Source organism: Micromonospora thermarum, assembly GCF_012034245.1.
GTDB lineage: Bacteria > Actinomycetota > Actinomycetes > Mycobacteriales > Micromonosporaceae > Micromonospora > Micromonospora thermarum.
Window position 1 is genome coordinate 66,474 of the sequence record NZ_JAATEO010000025.1, and the last position, 21,179, is coordinate 87,652.

At 71.9% G+C, this 21,179-nt stretch carries 25 protein-coding genes; 7 read left to right on the forward strand and 18 right to left on the reverse strand.

Translation table 11 applies throughout. The features are described from left to right. Position 1: 1 nt before the first annotated feature. The 6 genes from HCJ94_RS21630 to HCJ94_RS21655 form a co-directional block, all read right to left on the reverse strand. Complete coding sequence (locus HCJ94_RS21630; RefSeq protein ID WP_168002862.1) at positions 2-958, reverse strand: LamG-like jellyroll fold domain-containing protein; 957 nt, start codon at positions 956-958, stop codon at positions 2-4. 107 nt (positions 959-1,065) lie between these two features. Continuing rightward, on the reverse strand, positions 1,066-1,815 hold the full coding sequence (locus tag HCJ94_RS21635) for an ABC transporter ATP-binding protein (RefSeq protein ID WP_168002863.1): 750 nt from the start codon (positions 1,813-1,815) through the stop codon (positions 1,066-1,068). Further along, positions 1,805-2,554, reverse strand: coding sequence for an ABC transporter ATP-binding protein (locus HCJ94_RS21640; RefSeq protein ID WP_168002864.1), 750 nt, complete (start codon positions 2,552-2,554; stop codon positions 1,805-1,807). Before HCJ94_RS21640 ends, HCJ94_RS21635 begins: the two co-directional genes overlap by 11 nt. Then, a complete protein-coding gene (locus HCJ94_RS21645; RefSeq protein WP_240944405.1) occupies positions 2,551-3,738 on the reverse strand; it encodes a branched-chain amino acid ABC transporter permease in 1,188 nt (395 codons plus the stop codon). The genes HCJ94_RS21640 and HCJ94_RS21645 overlap by 4 nt, the downstream gene beginning before the upstream one ends. Continuing rightward, on the reverse strand, positions 3,722-4,609 hold the full coding sequence (locus tag HCJ94_RS21650; RefSeq protein ID WP_168002865.1) for a branched-chain amino acid ABC transporter permease: 888 nt from the start codon (positions 4,607-4,609) through the stop codon (positions 3,722-3,724). The genes HCJ94_RS21645 and HCJ94_RS21650 overlap by 17 nt, the downstream gene beginning before the upstream one ends. A gap of 6 nt (positions 4,610-4,615) precedes the next feature. Further along, positions 4,616-5,839: an amino acid ABC transporter substrate-binding protein gene (locus HCJ94_RS21655; RefSeq protein ID WP_240944406.1), complete on the reverse strand. Its 1,224-nt coding sequence runs from the start codon at positions 5,837-5,839 to the stop codon at positions 4,616-4,618. A gap of 116 nt (positions 5,840-5,955) precedes the next feature. Between HCJ94_RS21655 and HCJ94_RS21660 the strand changes: the two genes are divergently transcribed. Next, positions 5,956-7,056 (forward strand): LacI family DNA-binding transcriptional regulator, encoded by a 1,101-nt coding sequence (locus tag HCJ94_RS21660; protein ID WP_168002866.1) that lies wholly within the window; start codon positions 5,956-5,958, stop codon positions 7,054-7,056. 60 nt (positions 7,057-7,116) lie between these two features. Here the strand turns inward: HCJ94_RS21660 and HCJ94_RS21665 are convergent, their stop codons facing one another. Further along, positions 7,117-8,187, reverse strand: coding sequence for a MerR family transcriptional regulator (locus HCJ94_RS21665; RefSeq protein ID WP_168002867.1), 1,071 nt, complete (start codon positions 8,185-8,187; stop codon positions 7,117-7,119). Between the two features lie 153 nt (positions 8,188-8,340). Then, positions 8,341-9,060 (reverse strand): alpha/beta fold hydrolase, encoded by a 720-nt coding sequence (locus HCJ94_RS21670; protein WP_168002868.1) that lies wholly within the window; start codon positions 9,058-9,060, stop codon positions 8,341-8,343. A gap of 159 nt (positions 9,061-9,219) precedes the next feature. Between HCJ94_RS21670 and HCJ94_RS21675 the strand changes: the two genes are divergently transcribed. Beyond that, positions 9,220-9,675 (forward strand): hypothetical protein, encoded by a 456-nt coding sequence (locus tag HCJ94_RS21675; RefSeq protein WP_168002869.1) that lies wholly within the window; start codon positions 9,220-9,222, stop codon positions 9,673-9,675. 4 nt (positions 9,676-9,679) lie between these two features. Here the strand turns inward: HCJ94_RS21675 and HCJ94_RS21680 are convergent, their stop codons facing one another. After that, positions 9,680-10,744 (reverse strand): FAD-dependent oxidoreductase, encoded by a 1,065-nt coding sequence (locus tag HCJ94_RS21680; protein WP_309227373.1) that lies wholly within the window; start codon positions 10,742-10,744, stop codon positions 9,680-9,682. Between the two features lie 166 nt (positions 10,745-10,910). Between HCJ94_RS21680 and HCJ94_RS21685 the strand changes: the two genes are divergently transcribed. Continuing rightward, positions 10,911-11,606 (forward strand): hypothetical protein, encoded by a 696-nt coding sequence (locus HCJ94_RS21685; RefSeq protein ID WP_168002871.1) that lies wholly within the window; start codon positions 10,911-10,913, stop codon positions 11,604-11,606. A 12-nt stretch (positions 11,607-11,618) separates the two neighbouring features. On the opposite strand, the gene HCJ94_RS29690 is transcribed toward HCJ94_RS21685, so the two are convergent. From HCJ94_RS29690 to HCJ94_RS21700, 3 genes are all read right to left on the reverse strand, one after another. Beyond that, positions 11,619-11,765, reverse strand: coding sequence for a pyridoxamine 5'-phosphate oxidase family protein (locus tag HCJ94_RS29690; protein WP_205801673.1), 147 nt, complete (start codon positions 11,763-11,765; stop codon positions 11,619-11,621). Between the two features lie 242 nt (positions 11,766-12,007). After that, on the reverse strand, positions 12,008-12,196 hold the full coding sequence (locus HCJ94_RS21695; protein WP_168002872.1) for a ribonuclease: 189 nt from the start codon (positions 12,194-12,196) through the stop codon (positions 12,008-12,010). A gap of 160 nt (positions 12,197-12,356) precedes the next feature. Further along, on the reverse strand, positions 12,357-13,379 hold the full coding sequence (locus HCJ94_RS21700) for a zinc-dependent alcohol dehydrogenase family protein (protein WP_168002873.1): 1,023 nt from the start codon (positions 13,377-13,379) through the stop codon (positions 12,357-12,359). A gap of 253 nt (positions 13,380-13,632) precedes the next feature. Between HCJ94_RS21700 and HCJ94_RS30410 the strand changes: the two genes are divergently transcribed. After that, a complete protein-coding gene (locus tag HCJ94_RS30410) occupies positions 13,633-13,794 on the forward strand; it encodes a hypothetical protein (protein WP_240944407.1) in 162 nt (53 codons plus the stop codon). On the opposite strand, the gene HCJ94_RS21710 is transcribed toward HCJ94_RS30410, so the two are convergent. The 4 genes from HCJ94_RS21710 to HCJ94_RS21725 all read right to left on the reverse strand — a co-directional run bounded on the left by HCJ94_RS21710 (position 13,784) and on the right by HCJ94_RS21725 (position 17,391). After that, positions 13,784-14,383 carry a DUF305 domain-containing protein gene (locus HCJ94_RS21710; protein ID WP_168002874.1) on the reverse strand — a complete coding sequence of 200 codons (600 nt, stop codon included), beginning with the start codon at positions 14,381-14,383 and terminating at the stop codon, positions 13,784-13,786. The genes HCJ94_RS30410 and HCJ94_RS21710 overlap by 11 nt on opposite strands. Then, a complete protein-coding gene (locus tag HCJ94_RS21715; RefSeq protein WP_168002875.1) occupies positions 14,380-15,180 on the reverse strand; it encodes a lytic polysaccharide monooxygenase in 801 nt (266 codons plus the stop codon). The genes HCJ94_RS21710 and HCJ94_RS21715 overlap by 4 nt, the downstream gene beginning before the upstream one ends. Before the next feature lie 164 nt (positions 15,181-15,344). Next, complete coding sequence (locus tag HCJ94_RS21720) at positions 15,345-16,670, reverse strand: sensor histidine kinase (protein ID WP_168002876.1); 1,326 nt, start codon at positions 16,668-16,670, stop codon at positions 15,345-15,347. 31 nt (positions 16,671-16,701) lie between these two features. After that, positions 16,702-17,391: a response regulator transcription factor gene (locus tag HCJ94_RS21725; protein WP_168002877.1), complete on the reverse strand. Its 690-nt coding sequence runs from the start codon at positions 17,389-17,391 to the stop codon at positions 16,702-16,704. Positions 17,392-17,429: 38 nt separating this feature from the next. Between HCJ94_RS21725 and HCJ94_RS21730 the strand changes: the two genes are divergently transcribed. Then, complete coding sequence (locus HCJ94_RS21730) at positions 17,430-17,981, forward strand: hypothetical protein (RefSeq protein WP_168002878.1); 552 nt, start codon at positions 17,430-17,432, stop codon at positions 17,979-17,981. Between the two features lie 168 nt (positions 17,982-18,149). On the opposite strand, the gene HCJ94_RS21735 is transcribed toward HCJ94_RS21730, so the two are convergent. Both HCJ94_RS21735 and HCJ94_RS31250 read right to left on the reverse strand, forming a co-directional pair. After that, complete coding sequence (locus HCJ94_RS21735) at positions 18,150-18,470, reverse strand: hypothetical protein (RefSeq protein ID WP_168002879.1); 321 nt, start codon at positions 18,468-18,470, stop codon at positions 18,150-18,152. 179 nt (positions 18,471-18,649) lie between these two features. Next, positions 18,650-19,054 carry a cytochrome P450 gene (locus HCJ94_RS31250; RefSeq protein WP_205801697.1) on the reverse strand — a complete coding sequence of 135 codons (405 nt, stop codon included), beginning with the start codon at positions 19,052-19,054 and terminating at the stop codon, positions 18,650-18,652. On the opposite strand from HCJ94_RS31250, the gene HCJ94_RS31255 reads away from it, so the two are divergent. Together HCJ94_RS31255 and HCJ94_RS21750 are read left to right on the forward strand one after the other, a co-directional pair. Beyond that, positions 19,040-20,122 carry a VOC family protein gene (locus HCJ94_RS31255; RefSeq protein ID WP_309227374.1) on the forward strand — a complete coding sequence of 361 codons (1,083 nt, stop codon included), beginning with the start codon at positions 19,040-19,042 and terminating at the stop codon, positions 20,120-20,122. The genes HCJ94_RS31250 and HCJ94_RS31255 overlap by 15 nt on opposite strands. Next, the gene (locus HCJ94_RS21750) at positions 20,119-21,057 is read left to right on the forward strand and encodes a fumarylacetoacetate hydrolase family protein (protein WP_168002880.1); all 939 of its coding nucleotides are present in this window, start codon (positions 20,119-20,121) and stop codon (positions 21,055-21,057) included. The genes HCJ94_RS31255 and HCJ94_RS21750 overlap by 4 nt, the downstream gene beginning before the upstream one ends. The last annotated feature ends 122 nt before the right edge of the window (positions 21,058-21,179 follow it).

Genomic DNA, 21,179 nt, shown 5'->3' on the forward strand with positions numbered 1-21,179 from the left:
GTCAGCGGGCCATGTAGCGGTACTGCTTCTCGACGTCGCTCGCCGAGACCACGCTGTCGAGGAACATCAGGGCGTCCATGCGGCAGTCGCACGGGTTCCGCTCCAGCGTGTCCTGCGGGAAGCTCCCGCCGATCTTGATGCCTCGCGGGTCGGAGGCGGTGGTCACGTGCGGGCCGGGGCCGGACACGAGCCACGGGTCGTCGTTACGCGTGTAGAAGCCGTCCAGCGGCTGCCCGTTGCGGTAGAGCGCCAGAGCGCCGGTGTTGAAGTCGAAGGTGGCGGCGAGGTGGACCCACTCCCCCTTCGGCAGCAGCGTCCGCCAGTCCTCGCTCGCCGCGAAGGTCTGCGAGTTGCCGCCGTCGAGGCGCCGGCCGAGCGCGACCAGGCGCAGCTCGCCGTTGACGTCGATCAGTTCCAGCAGCGCCCGGACGCCGTGGCCGTCCGAGTCGCCGGTCAGCACCCCGGCCAGGCCGATCGCGTTGAAGCGGTCGGTCGGGTTGGCGGTGGTGGAGTTGAGCGCGGGCGCGTCCATCTCCATCTTGAACCAGCCCATGACCGTGGTGCCCTGGGTGCCGGCGAAGGGCCGCAGGGTGCGGACGCCGCTGGACGACCAGATGCCGGCCTTCCAGTCGTCGTTGCCGGCCTGGGCGGGGTTCACCTGGCGGGTCTGCAACGCGTCGCCGCTGCCCGGGTAGGCGTGGTCGGCCACGCGCATGTCGGCGCCGCCGTTGACGAACTCGATCTCGGTGCCGGAGCGGCCCTGGTCCCGCTCGAGGGCGACGTCGCCCTCCACCGGATGGTCGAAGTCGTAGAAGGCGACCAGGTTCGATCGCAGGTGCGGGTGGACGTCGCGCGGGTTGGTCCGGTCCGCCTGCGCCGGGGCCGCCCCGACGCCGGCCAGCGCACCGGCCGCCAGCACGGCGGCGGTGGCGGCGGCGAGACGTCTCGTTCTGGTCATCGCGTACACCTCGTTTCAGCTCCTGCGTGGACTCCGCAACCGCTTTCGGAAGCGCTTACGTGCTCACGCTCCGACTCTCGTGTGTGCCGCTGGTACGTCGGGGTGTGTTACCGCTTCGGGATCGCCGTGGGCTCGGCGGGCCGTCCGCCGAGGTACAGCTCGCCGAGCTGCGGGTCGGCGAGGAGTTGCGGTGCCGGCCCGGAGATGTGCACCCGACCGAGGTCGAGTACGCAGCCGAGGTCGGCGGTCTCGAGCGCCCGCCGGGCGTTCTGCTCCACCAGCAGCACCGCCGTACCGGCGTCGCGCATCCGCACGACCTGCTCGAAGACGGTGGTGGTGGCCTTCGGGTCGAGCCCCATGGACGGCTCGTCCAGGAGCACGACCTTGGGGTTGACCATGAGGGACCGGGCGAACTCCACCTGCTTCTGCTGGCCGCCGGAGAGCAGCCCGGCGAGGGAGTTCCACCGCTGCGCGACGACCGGGAAGACCTCCTTGACGAAGGCCGTCCGCTCGGCGATGAGCGCCTTGTCCTTCAACGTGTAGCCGCCCAGCAGCACGTTCTCCGCCACGGTCATCTCGCGGAACACGCTGTGGCCCTGGAGGACGTGCGCGACGCCGGAGGCGAGCATCCGCTGCGGGCCCTGGCCGGTGACGTCCACGCCGCCGACGAGGATCTTGCCGGAGCGAGGCTTGAGCAGCCCGCTGGCGACCTTCAGGACGGTGGACTTGCCGGCGCCGTTGGGGCCGACGAGGCAGACGATCTGCCCGGCGGGCACCGAGACGGTCAGGCCCCGCAGCACCGGCGCGGCGCGCCCGTAGCCGGCCTGGATGTCGACGAGTTCAATCTCAGACGCCAAGGTAGGCCCCCAGCACGCGTTCGTCGGAGCGGATGAGCGACGGCGGCCCCTCGGCGATCGGGCGACCGCGGTCGAACACCACGATGTGGTCACTGACACTCATCACGAGGTCCATGTTGTGCTCGACGATCACGAAGGTCCGACCCTCGGCGTTGAGCTCGCGGACCAGCGTGCCGATCCGGTCCAGCAGCGCCGGGTTGACGCCGCCGGCCGGCTCGTCGAGCAGTACGGTCTCCGGGTCGCTCATCAGCACGCCGGCGAGTTCCAGCAGCTTCTGCTGACCCCAGGACATGTTGCGGGCCTCCACGTCGGCGAGGTGCTCGATGCCGAGGCGGGTGAGCCAGCCGCGCGCCCGGTCGAGGTCCGCACGGACGTGGGCGCCCCGCAGCAGCCCGGTCAGGCCGACCGGCCGGACGGCCGCGAGGACGTTGTCCAGCGCCGTCATCCGGGGGAAGACCCGGCACAGCTGGAACGTACGCCCCAGGCCGGCGCGGACGATGCGGTGCGGGGCCGCCCCGGTGATGTCCCGCCCCTGGTAGGTGACCTGCCCGCCGTCCGGCCGGATCATCCCGGTGACGCAGTTGAAGAAGGTCGTCTTGCCCGACCCGTTAGGGCCGATCAGGGCGTTGACCTGGCCGTGGCGGAACTCGACGGTGGCACCGTCGAGCGCGACCACGCCGCCGAACGCCTTGGTCAGGCCGTCGGTCGCCAGACTCGGTACCTCGCTCCGCTCGCTCATGCCCGCTCCTCCGTCGACTGGGCCCGCTCACCGGCGGTGCTGGCGACGGCGTCCACCGGTTCCCGGGCTGCCGGCGCGCCGGCGGCCGCGACCCGCTGGTCGCGCAGCTCCGCCGCCGTGACCTCGCGGATGGAGTTCTGCGCCGGCCGCATCCGGCCCAGCAGCGAGCCGATCGCCGGCAGCACGCCGTCGGGCATGAAGAGCACGACCAGGGCGAGCAGCAGGCCGGTCGCGACCAGGTGCAGCTGCGTGTCGCCGAACTCCACCTTGAAGTACTCCAGCCCGATACCGACGACGAGCGCGCCGACCAGCGGGCCGAACAGGTTCCGGACCCCGCCGAGCAGGGCCATCAGCACCAGGTAGGAGCCGGTGAGGATGGAGAACTGGAAGACCGGGTCGAGGTCGCCGAACCACAGCGCGTACAGCCCGCCGCCCAGGGCGGTGAAGGCCGCCGAGACCACGAAGACCACCAGTTTGTACGCGAACGTCGGCGTGCCGAGGGCCTCCGCCTTGTCCTCGTCCTCGCGGATCGCCTTGAGCCCCAGACCGAACCGCGAGCGGTCGATCATCCACCACGCCAGCAGCGCGAGCGCGAGCAGGCCGGCGAAGAGGTAGTAGAAGACGCGGTGGTGCTCGGGACGGAGCAGGTCCGGGAACGGTCGCGGCACGACCAGTCCCCGCGATCCGCCGGTGAGCGACGCCCAGCTCTGGAAGACCAGCAGCAGGATCAGCACCAGCGCGATCGAGACGATGACGAACGACGCTCCGCGGACCCGCAGCGCGGCGAACCCGATCGGTACGGCGAGGGCGGCCACCAGCAGCGCCGCCACCGCCAGGGCCACGAAGCTCGGCAGCCCGGCCTTGGTGACCAGCAGGGCGGTGCCGTAGCCGCCGAGGCCGGCGAGCGCCCCGTGACCGAGGGAGATGTAGCCGGTGAACCCACCGACGAAGCTCCACGACGTCGAGAGCACCGCGTAGTTCAGCACGACCACACCCGCCGAGAGGATGTACGGGTTGGGCGCCAGGGACGGGAAGGCGAGCACCGCGGCGGCGAGCAGCACGACGGCGACCACCTGGACGACGCGGTCGGCGGTACGGCGCCGGGTCGTCCCCGCGCCGGTGGGCGGGGCGGTCGCCGGCGAGGTGGTCGCCGGTGCCGTGGTCGGCTCAGAAGCGCTGGGCAAGGCGACCTCCGAAGAAACCTTGTGGCCGGAACGCCAGGGTCGCGAACAGGGCGAGGTAGAAGATCGTCTGCGCCCAGGTCGTACCCAGCGGGATCTGCAGCAGGCTCTGCAGCATGCCGAGCACCATGGCGGCCATCGCGGAGCCGGGTACGCTGCCCAGCCCGCCCACCACGATGATCGCCATCAGCGGGCCGATCCAGTGCCAGTGCAGCGACGGGTAGATGGTGGTGTCGAGGGCCAGGGCCGTACCACCGACGGCCGCGGTGGCGAGGCCGAGGCCGAAGCCGTACCCGGCAACCCGCTCGGTCTCGATGCCGACGAGCCGCGCCGCGTCACGGTGCTGGATGGTCGCGCGGAGCGCCCAGCCGAACGTCGTCTTCTTCATCAGCAGGTAGAGGGTGAGCAGGGCGACGGCGGCGAGCCCGAACGCGATCAGCTTCACGACCGCGACGCGGGCGCCGAAGATCCCGAAGCTCGCCGACCCGTAGCCCAGCTGGATGCGCCGCTGGGTGCCGGTGAAGACGTAGCCCAGCAGGCCCTCGATGAGCACCGCGATCGCGAAGGTCAGCAGGACCGACATCATCGTCAGGGTGACCGCGCGCAGCCGGGCCAGGAGCACCCGCTGCAACAGCACGCCGCAGGCGAAGAAGAGCGGCACGGTGACGATCATCGACAGCAAGGGGTCGACGCCGAGCCGGCTGTGGGACCACCAGGCGAGGTACGCGGCGAGGATGAGGAACGCCGAGTGGGCGATCATCACGACCCGCATGATTCCGAAGTAGAGGGTCAGGCCCGCTGCCAGGAGGGCGTAGAGCCCTCCCAGCAGCAGACCCAGGATGATGCTCTGGAGGAGCAGGGCACCGGAGGGCATGACGTCCTACCAGGCCGGCTTCGGGTAGACGAGGTCGGTCTCCTTGGCGGCGGCCGGGAGCACGATCTGGATCTTGCCACCCACCCACTGCTGGATCATGTGGGCGCCCTTGGGCTTGCCCGTCTCGTCCCAGGAGAGCGGACCGACGACCGTCTCCACGGTGTTGGTGCGGACCCACTCGACCAGCTTCTTCTGGCACTCGCCCTGCTCGGCGCACCCGACCGCGGTGACCGCCGCCGCGACGACCTGGCCGGTCGTGTACGCGTTGGCCTCGTCCTCCTCGGGCGGCGAGCCGAACTGCGCGGCGTACTTCTCGACGAACTCCGTGTTGCTCGGGTACTTCGCGTCCTGCGTGTACCCGGTCGGCGAGAGGATCCCCTCGGTCTTGTTGCCGATCGCCGCGGCGAACTCGGGGTTCGTCGGGGCGGTGGAGAAGGCGGCCAGCTTCGGCTGGTACTTGAGCTGCTGGAGGGCGACGATGAGGTTCACGCCGTCCTGGTACTGGGAGCCGCCCACCACCATGTCGGCCTTCGACGCCGCGATCTTCGCGGCGATGCTGCCGAAGTCGGTGGTGTTCGGCGGGTAGACCTCGTCGACGACGGTGCGGACACCGCCCGCCTCGAGCTTCTCCTTGAGACCGTACGCCGTGCCCTGCGCGAACGGGTCGTCCATGGCCGCGTACGCCGCGGTCTTCGGCCGCTGGTCCGATGGCAGGGCGAGGACGTACTCGGCGAGGTGGTTGTAGTGGTCGTTGGCCACCGCCGGGGCGGCGTAGAACAGGTTCTTGAAGCCCTGCTCGAAGACCTCCTTCGCCGCGCCCGCGGGCTCGACGAAGAGCATGCCGTACTCCTCCGCGACGCGGGCCGCGGGCACCACGAGGCGGGTCGAGAAAGGACCCACCACGAGGTCCACGTTGTCCTTGCCGATCAACTGCTCGTAGTCGGCGACCACCCGGTCAGCGTTGGACTGGTCGTCGAGGATCTTCAGCTCGACCTTGCGGCCGAGCAGGCCGCCCTTGTCGTTGGTGATTTTGGCCCAGGCCTCGTAGCCGCGCTGGACGCCCTTGCCCGGCTCGGAGAAGTCGCCGGTCAGCGGTAGGGAGACCCCCACCACGATCGGGTCGTCGGCGCCGGCCGATCCGCCGTCATCACCACCGCAGGCCGTCAGCGCGAGGGTGAGGCTCGCGCCGAGTGCTGTCATCCACTGGATTCGCTTCATACGGGTTGTCATCCCGAGACGCTCCTTTGCCGGGACGGAAGCGCTTACGAAAGCGCTTTCGTAGACTAGGCTGTGGTCGGCGTCACTGGCAATAGTCAGATGACATGGAAGTTTCCGGGGAGTTGCCGATGCCCAAGCCTGGCCCGAGGCTGCGCCTCATCGACGTGGCGGAGCGCGCCGGTGTGTCGCTGGCGACCGCGTCCCGCGCCCTCGCCGGGCGAGACGGGGTCAGCGAGGAGGTGGCCCAGCGGGTCCGGCAGGTCTCCCAGGAGCTGGGGTACGTCGCCAACCCGTACGCCCGCACGCTCGCCGGCGGCGCCAGTTCCACCGTCGGGCTGGTGGTCCACCAGGTGGACGACCCGTACTTCTCCGAGATCGCCGGCGGGGTCATCCAGGTCGCCGCCGACGAGGGACTGCTGGTGCAGATCTGCCACTCCGGCCGGGATCCGGACGCGGAGCTGCGGCAGCTGCGCCACCTCATCGCGCAACGGGTGGGGATCATCCTCATCGCCGGTTCCGGCTACGACGACGCCCGGGTGGAGGCGGAGGCCCGGGCCGAGCTCGCGGAGTTCCAGAGCCAGGGCGGCCGGGTCGCCGTCATCGGCCGGCACGCCCTCGGCGTCGACGCGGTCCTGCCCGACAACGAGGCCGGCGGCCGCGCGCTCGCCCGGCACCTGCTGGACCTGGGGCACCGCCGCATCGCGGTCGCCGCCGGCACGGCGGGCCTCACCACCGTCGCCGACCGGCTCGCCGGTGTCGCCTCGGCGTTGCGGCAGCACGGGCTCTCCCTCGACGACCTTCCCGTGGTGCACTCGGACTTCACCCGCGACGGCGGCCGGGTGGCCGCCGAGCAGATCCTCCGCGACCACCCGGAGACGACCGCGATCGTCGCGCTCAACGACGCGATGGCCATCGGCGTGCTGTCGACGTTGCGCGCGCACCGCATCCCGGTGCCCGAGCGGATGTCGGTCGTCGGGTTCGACGACGTCTCCGTCGCCGCCGACCTCGCCCCCAGCCTCACCACCATCCGGCTGCCGATGACCGACATGGGCCGGATGGCGCTCTCACTCGCGCTGAAACCCCGGTCGACCCGTCCCCGCCGCCGTCCGACCGGGCACCTCCTCGTGGTCCGCGACTCGACCGGGCCCGCCCCGACGGCGGCGCCGGCGGCACCCCGCGCCGACAGCCACCGCCCGGAGTCCGGCACCCTGGCCCAGCCCACCGCCTAGGAGGACCGACCGGTCGTCATCAGCTCGCGCCCGGCCTGCGTCGTGCACGCCCGGTGGGCGTCAGGCCGCGACGACGTCGGCGACGACGCAGGCGATGTTGTCGGGCGCGCCGTGCTCGTACGCCAGCTCGGTCAGCCGGTCCATGGCGTCGCCCGGGTCGCCGGCCGCGCCGAGGGTGGCGGCCAGCTCGGCGCGGTCGACGACGGCGGAGAGGCCGTCCGAGCAGAGCAGGTAGCGGTCGCCGACGACCGCCGTACGCAGCGCCAGGTCGGCCTCCACCGCGGTGCCGCCGGCGCCGAGCGCCCGGACCAACAGGGCACGCTGCGGGTGGGTGGCGGCCTCGTCGGCCCCGAGCGTGCCCTGGTCGACGAGCGACTGCACGTACGTGTGGTCCCGGGTGAGCTGGGACAGCTCTCCGTTCCGCAGCACGTACGCCCGGGTGTCACCGACGTGCACCAGCGCGAGCTGTCCGCCGGACCGCAGCAGCGCCGTCAGGGTCGTGACCGGCTGGTGGTCGCCGGTGGCCGCCCGGCGGACGGTGCGGTCGGCGTCGGCGACCGCGTCGGCCAGCAGGGTGAGCAGCTCGGCGGCGGGAACGTCGGCCGACTCCAGCGAGGTGAGGGCGGCGATGGCGGCGGCGCTGGCGGCGGCACCGCCCGGTCCCCGCATGCCGTCGGCGACGGCGAGCAGCCGCTCGCTGGCGTACGCGGCGTCCTCGTTGCTGTCCCGTGCCGTGCCGGTCTCACAGCGGACGGCGAAGCGGAGGCCGAGGGCCTGATTCGCATCGGACATGGTCGTGTCCCTTCCGGAGAGGAGGTCCACGAGGTGGGTGGCCACGCGGCTGCGGGCCGCGGTGTCCGCCGTGACGTGCTGCCACCAGGTGCGGACCGCGTCGGCCACCCCGGCGGCCGGCAGGTCGCACACCCGGCGGATCTCCGCCAGCGGCATGCCGATGCGGCGCAGCGCGGCGATCAGCCGGGCCCGGTCCAGTTGATCCGGGGTGTAGAGCCGGTAACCGGACTCGGGGTCGACCGCGGCGGGCGGCAGCAGTCCCGTCTCGTCGTACAGGCGCAACGCCTTCGGCGTCAGACCCGCCGCCCGGGCGAACGATCCGATGGTCAGCAGCTCCACGTCGCCATCCTCCTCGTACCGGCCACCGCGGCCGGCACGCCCCAGGCTGGGCCTTCCCCGAAGGTCAAGGTCAAGAAGGATCTCGGAACCACTCGTGTCGAAGCCAGCTCCCCGGCCGGCGCAGTCGGCAGGCGCTACCCGTGACTGCTAGCGTCAGCCGCCGGTCCCGCGCACCGCCTCGATGATCGTCTCGGCGACCTCGGCGGGTTGGGACACCGCGATCGCGTGCGACGCGCCGGAGATCTCCCGGGAGCCCCGGGGGCCGGCCCGTTCCGCCATGAACCGGTGTGCGGCGACGGGGATGTTCCGGTCGGCGTCGCCGAAGATGAACCACGAGGGCAGGGAGCGCCAGGCCGGGCTGGGCGCGGACAGGTCCTCGCCGAGCGCCCGCTCCGCCACCGGCCGTTGGGTCCGGGCCATCAGCGCCGCCAGGTTGCCGGGCACGTCGGCGGCGAACTGCTGGTGGTAGGCGTCCTGCCCGATCGCCACCTCGTTGCCGCCGGTGGACACCGGGTAGGAGACCAGGGTGTCGGGGAGCGTGCTGCCGGGGAACTTCTGGGACAGCGTCAGTGCCGACTCGCCGGCGTCCGGGCAGAACGCGTTGACGTAGACCAGGGCACGCACCGACGAGTCCTCCGTGGCGGCCGCCGTGATCACCATGCCGCCGTACGAGTGGCCGACGAGCACGACCGGCCCGCCGATCCCCCGCATCACGTCCCGCACGTACGCGGCGTCTCCGGCCACGCCGCGCAGCGGATTGGCGGCGGCCACCACGGAGTACGCGGCGCCGAGCCGCTCGATGACCCCGTTCCAGCTCGCCGAGTCGGCGAACGCGCCGTGGACGAGGACGACCGTGGGCTGCTGATCTGACACGACGGTCCGCTCCCTTGCGTCGGGGCGGTGGCGCACGCGCACCCGCCCGGCCTGCACCGGCGCGGCTGATTACCCAACGGTCGCGGGTGAAACGTCCGGGCGTCGTGCCCGCATACTGCGGGAAACGGTCCACCGGTCCCGCCAGAGAAGGGGCAGCGCATGCCGAACCCGTACCGCCCCGCGGTCCTGCTCCCGTCACTCCTGCTGGTCCTGGCCACACCCGTCGCGGTCTGGTGGCTGGTGGGCGACGTGACCAGTGGCGACGCCCGCCGGCTCGCCGCCGAGGGCGTCGCTCTCGACCACACGGTCCGCCCGGTGAGTCTCGGCGCGACCGGGGACCGGATCGTCGGCGTCCTCGCCTGCGTCGCCGCCGCGGTAGCGCTCGGCGTGCTGGTCCGCGGCACCGTCGTACGCCGTCTGGATGCCCGCTGGTGGGCGGTGCTGGCGCCGCTCGTCGTGGCCGGCGCGCTGGTCGGCTACGCGGCGCGGGTGCTGACCGCCGGCGTGATCGGCGCCAACATCGGCGCGGGCCTGATCGTCCTGGTGGGCGGCCCGGTGCTGGCGGTGCTGCTGGTCGTCGCGGCGGTCGCGGCGTGGCGGCTGCGCCCCCGGTGACGAGTCAGCGTGCCGACCCGGCGGGTGCCGCTGTCAGCAGCGTGCGCAGCTCGCGTACGGCTGCCCGGCCGGCACGGTTCGCGCCGACCGTGCTCGCCGACGGTCCGTAACCGACCAGGTGGATCCGCGGGTCGGCGACCACCCGGGTGCCGTCCACGACGATGCCGCCGCCGGGCCCGCGCAGCCGCAGCGGAGCCAGGTGGTCCAGCGCCGGCCGCCAGCCGGTGCACCACAGGATCACGTCGGCCTCCAGTCGCGCGCCGTCGCGCCACTCCACGCCGTCGGGGGTGATCCGGTCGAACATCGGCCGGCGTACGAGGACACCGCGCTCGCGGGCCCGCGCCATCTGCGGCGTCCACGGCAGGTCGATGACGCTGGCCACGCTCCCCGGCGGCAGGCCGGCACGCACCCGCGCCTCCACCTTGGCGACCACGTCGCGTCGGTACTCCTCGGTGTACCCGGAGGAGTCCCGGAACACCGGCGGCCGGCGGGTGACCCAGGTCGTCGCCGCCGCGACGTCGGCGATCTCGGCCAGGAGCTGCACGGCGGAGGCTCCGCCGCCGACCACCACCACGCGCTTCCCGGCGAACTCCTCCGGCGCGCGGTAGTCGGCGGTGTGCAGCTGCCGCCCGCGGAACGTCTCCTGGCCGGGATAGCGCGGTACGAACGGCCTCGTCCAGGTGCCGGTGGCGTTGATCAGAGCTCGCGTGGTCCAGGTACCGTGGTCGGACTCGACCAGCAGCCGTCCGTCGTCGCCGTTCCGGACCGCCGTGACCGCGACCGGCCGCCGTACGTCGATGCCGAACTCCCTCTCGAAGGAGGCGAAGTACGCGGGCACCGCGTCGGCGGCCTGCTCGTCGGGTGCCGGGGGCGTGAAGTGCATACCGGGCAGGTCGAAGATCCCGTGCACCGTCTCCATCCGGAGCGTCGGCCACCGGTGCTGCCAGGCGCCGCCGGGGGCGGGGTTGGCGTCCAGGACCGCGAAGTCGAGGCCGGAGGCGCGCAGGTGGTACGCGCTCGACAGCCCCGCCTGCCCCGCCCCGATGACCACGACATCCGTCTCTGCCACATTTCCGAGAACAGCGCCGGCGTCACCCGCCATCCCCCCGGCGACGGATCTCACATGCCCCGACGAAGGTGGAACACCCCGGTCCGGCTGAGGCGCGGCCAATTGTCCTCGCCCCCTGCGACGCGCACGTCAGCCCGGGCTTCCACCTCGCGAACAACCTCGACACGTGGCTGCGGCTGTCCCCCCTCCACGATCACGCGCTCCCCTGGGGAGACATCAAGCCGGACGACGACCCGGGCCGCACCGCTGGGAAGTTCACCGCCCGCCGTTCTTCGGGTTCAACTTCGGCTTCGTCCCCGTCCGCAACGACAACTTCGTCGTCGACCGGGTGAACACCCTGAACCCGTCGCTCGGCGACGTCGGCATCTCCATCACCATGGACGACAGCGACGCCGGCGACTTCGACTATGCCTCGGGTGACGGCTTCAGCTCGGTCGCGTTCTCCTTCACACCGCCGACGTCGGGCCTGGTGGAGGTCCTCATCGACGCCCAGTCCGTCCTGGCGACGCACCACCTGGAGACGGAGGACGAGTGGGGGTGGTCGGACTCCAAGACGAGCCAGCAGAACTCACTGATGCTCGACGTCCTGCACCCCGACGTCGCGGAGCCGTCGTACGCCGAGATGTCGGTCTTCGTGGAGGAGGAGGACGAGGACGCGACCCACGACCGGGAGTACCTGACCCGTGGCGCCCACTACTTCGCCCACCTGTTCAGCGCGGGACCGGTGCCCGCCGGTGAACCCGTGATCGTGTACGCGGGGACCCGGTCGTTCGACAAGAGCGGCACCAACGACGTGGCGATCCACAGCGAGTCCGACTTCCGGTGGTTCATCAGCTCGGTGGAGGTGCGGATCTCGCCGTAGCCGCCACCGCGCTCAGTCGGAGATGCCGGTGTACCCGACGACCTTCTCCACGGTCAGACGCACCAGCAGCTCGCCCGGCACGGCGTTGCGCGCCCCGTACGTCTCGGCCAGCTCCGGCCCCATGTAGGGCTCGGCGATCCGGGTCGCCCAGCGCCGCATCTCGGCCAGGTCCTCGGTGATCGTCGGCCCGTGTCGTCGCCAGCTTGCCGGTGCGGGTGCCGTCCGAGACGAACCGCTGCCACTCCCCGTCGCCCATCGGCTTCGCCATGCCGTACTCCGCTTCTCGTCCTGGCCCCGACGCGCCGCGCCGCCGCGCCCGTTGGACGACACTAGTGGTCCGTGGGCGCAGGCGGCATGAACGAAGCGCCGTTGGCGGGAGGAAGCGTCTCCCCGCCCGGCGGCTACTCCTCGGGTACGCCCGGGCCGACCTCGCCACGCTGAAGGTGCTCGGCGTTGCGGTCGGCTTCGCTGTCGGCGTGCGCGGCCCCGGCGCCCGGGTCGGTGGTGCGGCGCCCCTCGGCGTCCTCGTACACCTCGCCGCGCTCGAGAGCCTGTTCCTGCTGCGAGTGACGCTGCTCGGGTGTTGTCACGACCACCTACCTACCCGGCACGTACGCCAGCAAACGGCTGATGCCGAAGGGCCGGATGCGTGGCTTCCGTCCTATTGAGGCCGGCGCGCCCCGAGTGACGCACGGGACGCTTGCCACCCCCGCGGCATCGTCGGTGAACACTCCCGAGCGGCGCAGTGCCTCACGGAGTGAGGAGGACCTTGACGGCCCGACGCTCGTCCATGGCCCGGTAGGCCTCGGCGGCCTGCTCGAGCGGGAGGGTGAGGTCGAAGACCTTGCCCGGGTCGATCTCACGCTTGTAGATCAGGTCGATCAGCTCAGGCAGGAACCGCCGCACCGGTGCGGGGCCGCCGTGCAGGTGCACGTGGGAGAAGAACAGCTCCTCACCGGGCAGTTCGACGCCGTGAGCCACGCCGACGTAGCCGACGTGACCGCCCGGACGCGTGGAGCGGATGGCCTGCATCATCGACTCCTGGGTGCCGACCGCCTCGATGACCGAGTGCGCCCCGAGGCCGCCGGTGAGATCCCTGATCCGGGCCACGCCCTCGTCGCCGCGCTCGGTGACGATGTCGGTGGCGCCGTAGTGGATCGCCAGTTTCTGGCGGGACTCGTGCCGGCTGACGGCGATGATGCGTTCCGCGCCGAACCGCTTGGCCGCCAGCACGGCGAGCAGACCCACCGCGCCGTCGCCGACGACCGCGACGGTCCGGCCCGGGCCGACCTGGGCGGCCACCGCGCCGAACCAGCCCGTGCCGAGCACGTCGGAGGCCGCGAGCAGGTCCGGGAGCAGGTCGTCCGAGGGGGTCTCGGGCGTGGCGACCAAGGTGCCGTCGGCGAGCGGGACACGTAGGTACTCGGCCTGGGCACCGAGTCCACCGACCGGCTCCCGGTGAACGCACGAGGACTGGTAACCGGCGCGGCAGATGGGGCAGGTGTTGTCGGAGGCGAAGAACGAGCCGACGACGAACTGGCCGGGCTTGACGTTCCTGACCTCGCTGCCGACCTCCTGGACGACACCGACGTACTCGTGGCCCATCGGTGACGGCCCGGTGACCGCTTCGACGCCGCGATACGGCCACAGGTCCGAACCGCAGACGCAGGTGGCGGACAGGCGGATGACCGCGTCGGTCGGCAGGAGGATCCGGGGATCCTCGCGGTCCTCCACCCGGACGTCGCCGGGGGCGTGCAGGACAGCACCACGCATGAGGTTCTTCCTTTCGATTCCGAGGTCCGGCCGCGACGCGAGCGTCACCCTGCCGGCTTACCCAGGCAGGGCGTGGGATTGCACCCTCCGGCGGGCAACCCCGACGAGGATGAATCGCCTCACCGGGAGCGCCGGCAGCCGTCGCGTCCAACGTCGTCCAGCAAACCCCAGCAGGGCTTACGCAGGGAGTTCCTGCTGAAAGGTGTACTGGTGGAGCACCCCTCCGGCGCGCCGTGACACGTACGGTCGAGGCGTGGACAACCGCAATGAGGTCCGCGAGTTCCTCGTCTCGCGACGCGCGAAGGTCAGCCCGGAGCAGGCGGGCGTGCCCGCCGGCACCAACCGCCGGGCCGCCGCACCCCCCACAGCGGAGTACGACGACCCGGAACCCTCGGGCGGTTCCGTCAGCCGTTGAGGAACGCCAGCATCTGTGCGATCTGGTCGGCGCGGGACTCCTGGACCCGGCGGGCGAACTCCTTGGTCTCGGGGTTCGCCCCCTCCTTCGCCTCCCGCTGGGACATCTCCACCGCGTTGTGCTGGTGGCCGACGAAGAGGTTGAGGAACTGCCGGTCGAAGTCGGCCCCGGACGCCTTCTCCAGCGCGGCGACCTGCTCGGCCCCCGTTGCCGGCAACCCGCCGTGCGCGGCGTGCGAGCCCGGGTCGCGGTCGACCGTCGTCGGCTTGGACCAGGTGCCCAGCCACGACTTCATCATCGTCACCTCGTCGCCCTGGGTGGCCTCGACCGCCGCGGCGAGAGTCTTGATCTCCTCCCGCTGCGCCCGCGTCTTGGCCAGCCGGACGAGCTGCAGGCCCTGCCCGTGGTGGGCGACCATCATCTGCAGGTACATGACGTCGGCGTCGTTGTGGGTGTTGCCGACCTGCACGGCCGTGGGAGCCGGCGCCGGCGGCGCCGGCTTGTCGGGTGCGGCGCCGCAGGCGGCCGTCAACAGCGGCACGACGACGGCCATCAGCAGGGCCGCGCCGATCCTGGTGCCGCGCCTCATGCCGGCTGCCAGAGGGCGAGGGTGAACGGCGACGGCTCCCAGCTGCGGATCGCGGTGTGGGCCTGCCGGCAGCGGTAGCGCTTTCCGTCGAACGTGACCTCGTCGCCGATCCGGTACGCGGTACCCGCCGCCCAGGCGGCGCCGGTCGGCGCACCGGTCTGGCCCGGGTTCGCCGGCGCGGTCGCCGTCGCCGTCGGCGTGGGCCGGACGGTCGGGGTCTGAGTCGGGGTGCCGGTCGGGGCGGGGGCCGGCGTCTGGGCCGGCGGGGTGCCGCCTCCGCCGCCGATGTTGAGGTCAATGCAGTTGTAGAAGGCCATCGGGGTGTCGCCGATGTTCCAGACCGCCAGCACCGTCTGCCGGCCCGGGAACCTGCTCAGGTCGACCTGGTGGGTGACGACCGCCTCGGGCTGCCGGTTGCCGTCGTCGAACACGGCGACCCGGGTGTTGCCGATGAAGTACTCCCAGGTGCTGGTGCGGTGCCGGGCCGTCAGCGTCCAGCTGAAGCTGACGGTGTTGCCCACCGCGCGGGCCGGCCAGTTGCGGCTGTTGTCGTTCAGCACGGCGAACTGGGAGAGGCCGCCGTCGCAGCGTTTGAGCCCCTTCGGTCCCTCCACACTCTGCGGTTCGAACTGGATCGGGCCGCAGTCCGGCACGGCGCGCTGGGCGCACAGCGCCTGCCGGCTCGGCGGCGAGGAGACGTACCCGTGCGCCGAGGCGGGCGACTGGAACGCCAGCGTCGAGCCGGCGGCGGCCGCGACCGCCGCGAGGGGGTAGGCGATGATCTTGCGATTGGCCATCGTTCGTCAACCGTCCTGTCGGTGGGTTGCCGGACCGTCCGGCACACCTCGAGTTACGACTGAGGACGCTAGGCACGGACGCCATAACGAAGCCTTAAAGACTCCAGAAAGGATCTTTAGAGCGCGGTACGTGATCGCCCGGGCACGGTACGGGCGGCGCCGGCTCAGGCGCGACCGGCGCGTCGGCGGCGCTCGCCCGGCCCGGACGGTGAGTCCGGCGCGGCGTCCGCCGCCAGGATCAGCGCCACCCGGGCGCCGCCCAGCGGCCCGCGTCCGATGTCGAGCCGGCCACCAGCGGCGGTGGCCACCCGCTGCACGATGTCCAGGCCGAGCCCCGTCGAGCCGGCTCCGCTCGCGCCGCGCCGGACGGCCGCGGCGGGGTCGGCGATGCCCGCGCCGGCGTCGTCGACGACGAGCCCGTCCGGCGAGACGGTGACCCGGAACGCGGACCCCTCCGGCGTATGCGCGAACACGTTGCCGAGCAGGGCGTCCACCGCCAGGATCAGGTCGCCGCGCGGCAGCGGCAGCGGCACCGGCCGGTCGCCGCCGACCACCGTCCAGGGGCGCTGTTGGTCCTCGGCGAGCACCGACCAGAACGCCAGCCGGTCGGCCAGCACCTCGACCAGGTCGGCGCTCTCGGCGCCGCGCTCGCCCACGCTGCGCCGGGCCCCCGTGATGATGGCCTCCAGCTCCTCGTCGAGCAGGTCGCAGGCCTGCCGCATCCGCTCCCCGATCGGCCCGGGCGGCATCGCCTCGGCGTCGAGGCGCAGCGCCGTCAGCGGCGTACGCAGTCGGTGCGACAGGTCGGCGGCGAGTTCCCGCTCGGCGTCGATCAGCCGCCGCATGTCCTGGGCGAGTCCGTTGAACGCCTGCGCGGCGTCGCGCAGCTCCGCCGGGCCGTCCGGGGTGACCCGGGCGGTCAGGTCGCCGGTGCCGAGCTGCCGCGCGGCGCCGGCGAGCCGGCGGGTGGCCCGCACGATCCGGCTGCCCAGCCGATCGGCGACGACCGTGGAGCCGCCGACCAGGACGACGGCGAGGACCGCGAGGGCCAGCCAGGAGCGCCACACCCCGCGCTCCATGTCCTCGCGGGGCACGTACACCTCGATAACCGCGGTCCGGCCGTCTCCGATCACCGTGGGCAGCAGGTACGCCAGCCCGCCGCCGGCGTCCGCGGTGACCGGGCGCCGGTACCCGGCGGCGAGCGTCACGTCGGCGGCGGTGGCGTGCACCACCCCGACCGGGGCCACGTCGGGCAGGTGCACGGCGAGCCGCCCCTCGCTGCCGGCGGCGGTGCTCACCACCGCACGCGTCAGCAGCTGCGGGTCCGCGTCGACGGCGAGCGCCGCCACCATCGCCGCCGCCTGCTGGCGGGCGTCGCCGATGGCCCGGTCGTGCGCGAGCTGGCGGGTCACCACCGCGAGCGGCACGAGGAAGGCCAGTGCCACCATCGACGTGATGGCCAGCGCCAACCGGTTGAGCGCCCACCTCATCGCGACCTCCGCCTCGTCCCGGAGCCGACCGTCATCCCGGATCGACCATCATGACGCCGACCCCGCGGACGGTGTGCAGCAACCGCGGCTTCGCGGCCGTCTCGCCGAGCTTGCGCCGCAGCCAGGAGATGTGGACGTCGATCGTCTGCTCCTCGCCGATCCGGGCCTGCCGCCAGACCTCGGTCATCAGCTCCCGCCGGCTCACCACCTGCCCGACCCGCTCGGCCAGGTACGTGAGCACGTCGTACTCGCGCCGGGTCAGCTTGAGCGACTCGCCGTTCATGGCGACCCGCCGCTCCTTCCGGCTGATCACCAGCGGCCCGACGGTGATGGTTCCGGGCCCCTCCTCGTCGACGCCGCGGCGGTACCGCCGCAGCACCGCGGCGATGCGGGCCAGGATGTGCTCGCCGGAGAAGGGCTTGGTGACGTAGTCGTCGGCGCCCGAGTTGAGCAGGTGGACGATGTCGGTCTCCGACCTGCGGGCGGTGGCGACGACGACCGGCACGTCGGAGACGGACCGGATCATGCGGAGGGCATCGGTACCGTCGATGTCGGGCAGGCCGAGGTCGAGGAGGATCAGGTCGGGCTGTTCCTCGGTCAGGATGCGCAACGCCTCGGCGGCCTGGCCGACGGCCCGTACGACATGCCCCGCGTCGGTCAGCGCGCGGGACAGGGCCGCGGTGATGATGCGGTCGTCCTCGACCAGCAGGATCAGCGCCATAGGATCAACCATAGGCGCAGGTCGAAGGGAGGATGATCATGCGAACGCTCCGCAACTGGATGCCTACGCTGGGGTGGTTGGTGGCCACCGCCACCAGCATCGGGTTGGCCTCGGTCGCCCTGCTCCCCGTGCTGCGCACCGCCCCGGCCGGCGAGGAGACGCTCGCCTCGGTCCACGATCTGCGACGCGGTGCGGGCGACGACCGGGCACTGACCGTCACGCCCCCGGCGCGGCCGACCCCGTCGCCGTCGTCGGCCGCTCCGTCCGCCGCCGCGACGTCGAGCCCCAGCGCCGGCGCGCCGCGGACGACGACCACCCGGGACGGTTGGACGGTCACCACGGACGCCGCGGGCGACGCGACATACCTGCGCTCGTTCCGGGTGGAGGGCGGCCAGACCGTGGTCCGCGCCAGCGGCGGGCGGGTGCAACTCGTCACCGCCACCCCCGGCCCCGGATACTCGGCGAAGACCGTGCAGAACACCCCGGACAACCTCGCGGTCTTCTTCCTGGAGACGAACCACCACTTCGTCATCCACGTGGTGTGGCGCGACGACGCGCCGTTCGCCCAGGTCAGCGAGATCGGCGGCTGACACCGCCTCGATCGACCGGATCAGCAACGGCTCCGGCGCGGCGGAATCCCCGCCGGGCCGGAGCGTGCTGCGCCGGCGGGCGACGCCGGCGGGCCTTCACTCGGCCGCGTACCGAGGGGACCTTCGACTCTGCGTACCACCGTGGACGCCGAGAGCCATGACTGCTGGCTACCCTCGGCGCCGCACGGTCTCCAGCACGTCGTCACCGAGGCGGGTGAGCGCATGGGACACCGCCTCGCCGAGCAACCGCGCGACCTCACGCACGTCGGCGCGGACCGCCTCGTCCTCGACCGCGCGGCCGGTCGCGGCGAACGCCTCCTCGAGCTGATGCCGCAGGGTCGACAGCGCGTCGGACAACTCGTCGTCCTTCGCCTGTTCCGCATGCAGCTTGAGCTTCAAGCCCAATGCGTTGAGCCGGTTTGCGAGCTCTGCCCAATTGCCTCGGTGATCACTCATGACATCCTCCGATCGCTCGACCGTCCAGTTCACGGTAGGTCCGGCACAGCAGAGGCGCCCGGGTAGAAAGACCTGGGTATGGTCCCGATCCGGAATGGAGCGGCCATCCGGTCACACCACAGCCGGCCTCCTCGCTGCGCCGGGTCTCCCTGCCGGCACAGCGAGCATCTAACGCCGGGCCGGAGCCGGAACCTCCCGACCCGCGGTAGTGATCAGGGCTTGAGGACCAGCCGGATCGGGCTGCCTTCCTTCCTCACCAGTCGTTCTACACCCTGGGGCGCCTCGGACAACGGGAGCACATCGCTGATCGATCCGGAGAGATCGAGGCGGTGGTGGCCCGCCACCGCCGCCGACTGTGGCTCCCGCACCGCATTCGCCTTGGTGTCGAATCGCTCGTACGGCTGGCGGGGGCGCACCCGCACCATGAAGTCGTCCGGCTTGCGGGTGAGCGTCTCCTTGACCTTGATCTGGTAGTCGTTCGGATCGGTGATCGCGAAGTTCCGCAGGACCAGGGCGAGGGCGAGCCGGGCCTCGGTGAGGGCGAACTGGCGGCCGATGCAGGCCCGCTCGCCGTTGCCGAACGGCTTGTAGGCGTGCGGGTGGTGCCGGGTGAGCACCCCGGGCGAGCGCGTAACCCGCTCATCAAGGTGCACGACCTGGCCTGGCTGGAGTTCCAGAAGCCCGACCTTGAGCGGGCCGAGTTGTTCGCCCAGGCCTTCGGCTTCACGACATCGATGCGTACCGCCGACGAACTGCACCTGCGGGGCACCGGCCCCGGTTCGCCCTGCGTACTCGTCCACCGGGGCCCCCGGTCGCGGTTCATCGGCCCCGCCTTCCGGGCCGCCGAAGCGGAGGACGTGCTGCGACTTGCGGATGCAACCGGACGGACCGTCACCCCGCTGTCGGAGAGCCTGGGCGGGGTGACGGTGGATCTCGTCGACCCGAGCGGGGCGCGGGTACGCGTGGTCGCGGACACGCACGAGCTCACGGCACTGCCCACGCAGCAGCCGCTGGCGTTCAACGTCGGGCACGACGTGATGCGGGTGAACGCCACCCAGCGGCCGCCACGGGAGCCGGCCAGGGTGCAGCGGCTCGGTCACGTCGTGCTGCAGACCACCCACTACCTGGAGACGCTCAACTGGTACCTGGAGCACCTGGGCCTGATCGTCAGCGACTTCCTCTACTTCCAAGGGCAGCGCGAGCGCGGCCCCGCCATGAGCTTCATCCGCTGCGACCGCGGCAGCACGCCCACCGACCATCACACGCTCGCGATGGCCGTCGGCCCGGCCAACCGGTACGTGCACTCGGCCTACCAGGTCTCCGACCTCGACTCGCTGGCCGCCGGCGGCGAGTACCTGCTCGACCGGGGCTACCAGCGATCCTGGGGGATCGGCCGGCACATTCAGGGCAGCCAGATCTTCGACTACTGGCGCGACCCGGACGGCTTCCTGGTCGAGCACTTCAGCGACGGCGACCTGTTCGACTGCACGCTCGAGCCGGCCTGGGCGCCGATGAGCGCCTCCGGGCTGGCCCAGTGGGGTCCGCCCGCTACCAAGGACTTCCTCGGCATGGGATCCGGCCGGGAAGCACTTCGCGAGCTGCGCGCGGTCGTCGGCGCGCTGCGCGAGGACAACGAATTCGACCTCCACCGCCTGCGCGGCCTGATGAAAGCGTTTGCCTCATGAGCACCTCCGTCCTCCGTTCCTCTGACGCCTGGTGGGTGCTCACCCCCACCGGCGCGGCCCGAGTGCCCACCAGCGCCACCACCACCGCCGAACTGCTGGCCGACCGGCCGGCGATCGTCGCGGCTGCGACGAGCAGCGACACGGTCCCGGTCGGCGACCTTGCGCTGGTCTCTCCGGTGACGGCGCCTTGCCGCGTCGTCGCGCAGATGACGAACTTCGTCTCGCACGTCAGGGACACCAACGGCAACCCGGCCACCGTCCCCCTGACGTTCTTCCGCAAGGCCTCGGGCTCCATCAGCGGTCCGTTCGCCGACGTGGTCCGTCCCGGCCATGTGACGTTGCTGGACTACGAAGTGGAGATCGGGCTCGTCTTCGGCCGCGAGATGCCCGTCGGCACCACCGTCACCGCGGACAACCTCGTCGACTACGTCGCGGGCCTGGTGGTCACCAACGACATCTCGGCACGTGACGTCCAGCTACCCAAGACCCAGTTCTACGAGGCCAAGTCCTACCCGACGTTCACCCCGGTCGGCCCGGTGCTGGTGCTGCTCGACGCCGATGAGCTCAGGCGGTTCACCGACCTGCGGCTGAAGCTGTGGGTCAACGGCGAGCTCCGGCAGAACATGACGGCCGCCGACATGATCTATCACCCGGTCCAGGCGCTGCAGGCGCTGACCCGCTTCCAGCGGGTCGACGCCGGTGACCTGCTGCTGACCGGGACGCCCGTCGGGACGGCCCTGAGCGCACCGCCGAAGCCGGTCGAGATCATCGCCTCGCTGCTGCCGCCCGCAGTGAAGTGGAAGATGTTCTTCAAGGGCCAGGCTCGCAACCCGAAGTACCTCAAGGACGGCGACGTCGTCGAGGCCGCGATCGCCACCGACGACGGCGCGATCGATCTGGGACGGCAGCGCACCGTCGTGAGGTACGCCCAATGACCGGACCGCTGCTGTGGCCGGACTACGCCACGCCGGAAGACCTGGCCGCGATCGAGGCCGTGCCGCTCGAGGCGCGGGGCCTGCCCGAATCGACGTACGCGCTGCTGTCACGGGCGGCGACG